This window comes from Pseudomonas sp. P7548, from assembly GCF_013386585.1.
GTDB lineage: Bacteria > Pseudomonadota > Gammaproteobacteria > Pseudomonadales > Pseudomonadaceae > Aquipseudomonas.
Map to the genome: position 1 here is coordinate 1 of NZ_JACARO010000210.1, position 3,804 is coordinate 3,804.

The 3,804-nt window shown below is 64.4% G+C and carries 2 protein-coding genes and 1 pseudogene; 1 reads left to right on the forward strand and 2 read right to left on the reverse strand.

Annotated features, from left to right (window positions below; genetic code table 11):
• Window positions 1-155 precede the first annotated feature (155 nt).
• Window positions 156-1,322 carry a cystathionine gamma-synthase gene (locus HX803_RS32300; RefSeq protein WP_178926103.1) on the reverse strand — a complete coding sequence of 389 codons (1,167 nt, stop codon included), beginning with the start codon at window positions 1,320-1,322 and terminating at the stop codon, window positions 156-158.
• Window positions 1,319-2,695: a cystathionine beta-synthase gene (locus HX803_RS32305; RefSeq protein WP_178926104.1), complete on the reverse strand. Its 1,377-nt coding sequence runs from the start codon at window positions 2,693-2,695 to the stop codon at window positions 1,319-1,321. Before HX803_RS32305 ends, HX803_RS32300 begins: the two co-directional genes overlap by 4 nt.
• A 266-nt stretch (window positions 2,696-2,961) precedes the next feature.
• On the opposite strand from HX803_RS32305, the pseudogene HX803_RS32310 reads away from it, so the two are divergent.
• Window positions 2,962-3,804, forward strand: a pseudogene (locus HX803_RS32310) (amidase family protein); the annotation flags it as partial.

Genomic DNA, 3,804 nt, shown 5'->3' on the forward strand with positions numbered 1-3,804 from the left:
CCGCCGCTTTCGCAGGCAAGCCAGCTCCCACAGTTGACCGAGTACACGGGCTGACCTGTAGGAGCCGGCTTGCCGGCGATAGCGATCTATCAGCCGGCAGAGTTGCAGCTGACCCACCGCCATCGCTGGCAAGCCAGCGCCTACAGGGGGGGCTGTCAGATGCGGGCCAACGCCTGGGCCAGGTCTGCCCGCAGGTCTTCCACATCTTCAACCCCCACCGACAACCGCACCAACCCGTCACCAATGCCCAACTGCGCGCGCGTGGCGGCCGGGATGCTGGCGTGGGTCATGATGGCGGGGTGTTCGATCAGGCTTTCCACGCCACCGAGGCTTTCGGCCAGGGCGAAGATCTTCACGTTTTCCAGGAAGCGCGTGGCGCCCGCCAGGTCGCTGTTGAGGTCCACCGAAATCATCCCGCCGAACCCACGCATCTGCCGGCGCGCCAGCTCATGCTGCGGGTGCGAGGCCAGGCCGGGGTAGTAGACGCGCGACACCTGCGGTTGTTTCTCCAGCCAGGTCGCCAGGTCCAGGGCATTGCTGCAATGACGCTCCATGCGCAATGCCAGGGTTTTTACCCCACGCAGCGTGAGGAAGGCGTCGAATGGCCCGGCAATGGCGCCCACCGAGTTCTGCAGAAAGCCCAGGCGCTCAGCCAACTCCGCGTTGTGGCCGACAATGGCAATCCCGCCGATGACATCCGAGTGGCCATTGAGGTACTTGGTGGTGGAATGCACGACGATGTCGAAGCCCAACTCCAGCGGGCGCTGGATCCACGGGCTGGCGAAGGTGTTGTCGGCCACGCAGATGATGCCGCGCGCCTTGCAGATGCGCGCGATGGCGCTCAGGTCGGTGAGGCTCAACAGCGGGTTGCTCGGGGTTTCGACCCAGACCATGCGCGTGTCGTCCTGCAAGCTCGCCTCAAACGCCGACAAGTCGCTCAAGTCGACAAAGCTGAAACGGTGCCCGGCACTGCGCTGGCGCACCTTGTCGAACAGGCGGAAGGTGCCGCCGTACAAGTCGTTGCCGGAGACGATATGTGCACCGGCGTCCAACAATTCCAGCACCGTTGAGATCGCCGCCAGCCCGGACGCAAAGGCAAACGCCTGGCTGCCGCCCTCCAGGTCGGCCACGCAGCGTTCCAGGGCAAAGCGCGTCGGGTTGTGGGAGCGGCCGTAGTCAAAGCCTTTGTGCACGCCGGGGCTGTCTTGCAGGTAGGTGGAGTTGGCGTAGATCGGCGGCATCAGCGCGCCCGTGGTCGGGTCGGGGGATTGCCCGGCATGGATCACACGGGTGGCAAACGCGCTTTTATCGGACTGACTCATGCAAGGGATCTCCGTAGGTGGTTGAGCAGGTCGACGCGGGTGATCAGGCCATGAAAGCCCGACGCGTCGGCAATGATGGCGACCAGGCCGCGGTCCAGTTCCGCCTGCAATTCAGCCAGGCTGGCGCTGGGGGCCAGGGTTTGCAAGGTGTCGGTCATGGCGCTGTCGACGGTCATGGAGAAATGCGCCGCGTCGTGGTGCAGGCCCAGCAGGATGTCGGACTCGTCGATCACGCCCACCAACTGCTGGCCGTCCACCAGCACCGGCAACTGCGAGACGTCGGCCAGGCGCATACGCTGGAAGGCGGTCAGCAGGGTGTCGTCGGGGCTCACGCTGATCACGCGGCCGTCTTCGAAACGGCGGGCGATCAGGTCGCGCAGGTCGCCGTAATGCTTGTATTGCAGCAGGCCCGCGTCTTTCATCCATTGGTCGTTGTAGACCTTCGACAGGTAGCGCGTACCGGTGTCGCACACGAACGTGACCACGCGCTTGGGCTCGGTCTGTTCGCGGCAATAACGCAAGGCGGCGGCGAGCAGGGTGCCAGTGGACGAACCGCCGAGGATGCCTTCGGCGCGCAGCAGTTGGCGGGCATGGTCGAAGCTTTCTTCATCGCTGATGGAGTAGGCGTGGCGCACGCTGGACAGGTCGGCGATCGACGGAATGAAATCCTCGCCGATGCCTTCCACGGCCCAGGAACCGGGGGTTTCCATCTTGCCGCTGCGGCTGTATTCGGCCATCACCGAGCCAACCGGGTCGGCCAGTACCATTTCCAGCTCAGGCTGCACGCGCTTGAAAAAACGGGTCAGGCCGGTGAGGGTGCCGGCCGAGCCGACGCCCACCACAATGGCGTCCACGTCATGCTGGGTCTGGGCCCAGATCTCCGGTGCGGTGCTGGTTTCGTGGGCCAGCGGGTTGGCGGGGTTGTTGAACTGGTCGGCGAAGAATGAACCGGGAATGTCCTTGGCCAAGCGTGCTGCGACATCCTGGTAATACTCGGGATGGCCCTTGCCCACGTCGGAGCGGGTGATATGCACCTCGGCGCCCATGGCCTTGAGGTGCAGCACCTTTTCGGTGGACATCTTGTCGGGCACCACCAGCACCACCCGGTAGCCTTTGGCCCGGCCCACCAGTGCCAGGCCCAGGCCGGTGTTGCCGGCGGTGGCCTCGATGATGGTGCCACCTGGGCGCAGGCGGCCATCGCGCTCGGCGGCGTCGATCATGGCCAGGCCGATGCGATCCTTGATGGAGCCTCCAGGGTTCTGGGATTCGAGCTTGAGAAACAGCGTGCACGGGCCGGTATCGAAACGGCTGACCCGAACCAGCGGCGTATTGCCGATCAGTTCGAGGACGGCGGGGCGGGAAAGCGTGGGCATGTCGTCACCTGGGTACGGGAAGGGCGTAGGGAGGGGGACAGCAAATTAAAACGTATGGCTTGGAACATAGGCCGCTATCGGGCGGGTCGCAACCGGGCGGTCCGATGAATGTCTTTTTTTGGCGCATGGGCGATGCCCGTGTGCGCCATCAGTGGGCAGGGTTGAACCAGGGTAAAGCGGGCGCAAGCCCGTAAACAGTGGCTTTTGGTGGATGGCCCGGGCTTTGCTAAAGGAAATCCAAACTTGGATACAAGATGGGATTCCCTATGCAAACCGTTTTTGGCTGGACCCTTGGCGAATGGCAGTCGGCTTACCGCAACGGCGCAATCACGCCGGATATCGTGCTGGACCTGATCGATGCCTACCCGGCCGATGACAACGCCTGGATCGCCCGCGCCGGTTCGTCGCAACTGCAGGCGCAATTGGACGAACTCGGCGAACGCTTGGCGGCCGTGGGCGGCGACATGGCTCAGTTGCCACTGTATGGCGTGCCGTTTGCGATCAAGGACAACATCGATGCGGCAGGGTGGGACACCACGGCGGCTTGTCCTGAATTTGCCTACGCACCTGAATCAGATGCGTCTGTCGTCTCCAAGCTACGCGCGGCGGGCGCGATCCTGNNGTGCGGTGGGCAACAGCTTTGACCCGGCTTACGTCAGCGGCGGTTCCAGCTCCGGCTCGGCCTCGGTGGTGGCCCGAGGGCTGGTGCCGTTCGCCTTGGGCACCGACACCGCAGGCTCGGGCCGCGTGCCGGCAGGCTTCAACAATATTGTGGGTTTGAAGCCGACGAAGGGGCGGCTGTCCAACACCGGCCTGGTGCCCGCCTGCCGCACAGTGGATTGCATCTCGGTGTTCGCCCTGACCGTGGCCGATGCCGAACGCGTGGCGCAGGTGGCTGCTGGCTACGACGCCAGCGACGCGTATTCCCGGGCAAATCCCAACACAGCGCCGGTGGCGGTGGGGGCGCAGATCAAGTTGGCGATCCCGGCTGAGCTGGAGTTCTTCGGCGATAGCCAGAATCAAGCGGTGTTCGAGCAGGCCGTCGAGCGATTTGAGGCCATGGGCGCGGTGATCAGCCCGGTGGATTTCACGCCGTTCAAGGCCCTGGC

What these genes read in the sequence shown, in the direction of transcription:
- HX803_RS32300 (WP_178926103.1), bottom strand. Translation starts at nt 1,322, where the DNA reads ATGAGTCAGTCCGATAAAAGCGCGTTTGCCACCCGTGTGATCCATGCC.
- HX803_RS32305 (WP_178926104.1), bottom strand. Translation starts at nt 2,695, where the DNA reads ATGCCCACGCTTTCCCGCCCCGCCGTCCTCGAACTGATCGGCAATACG.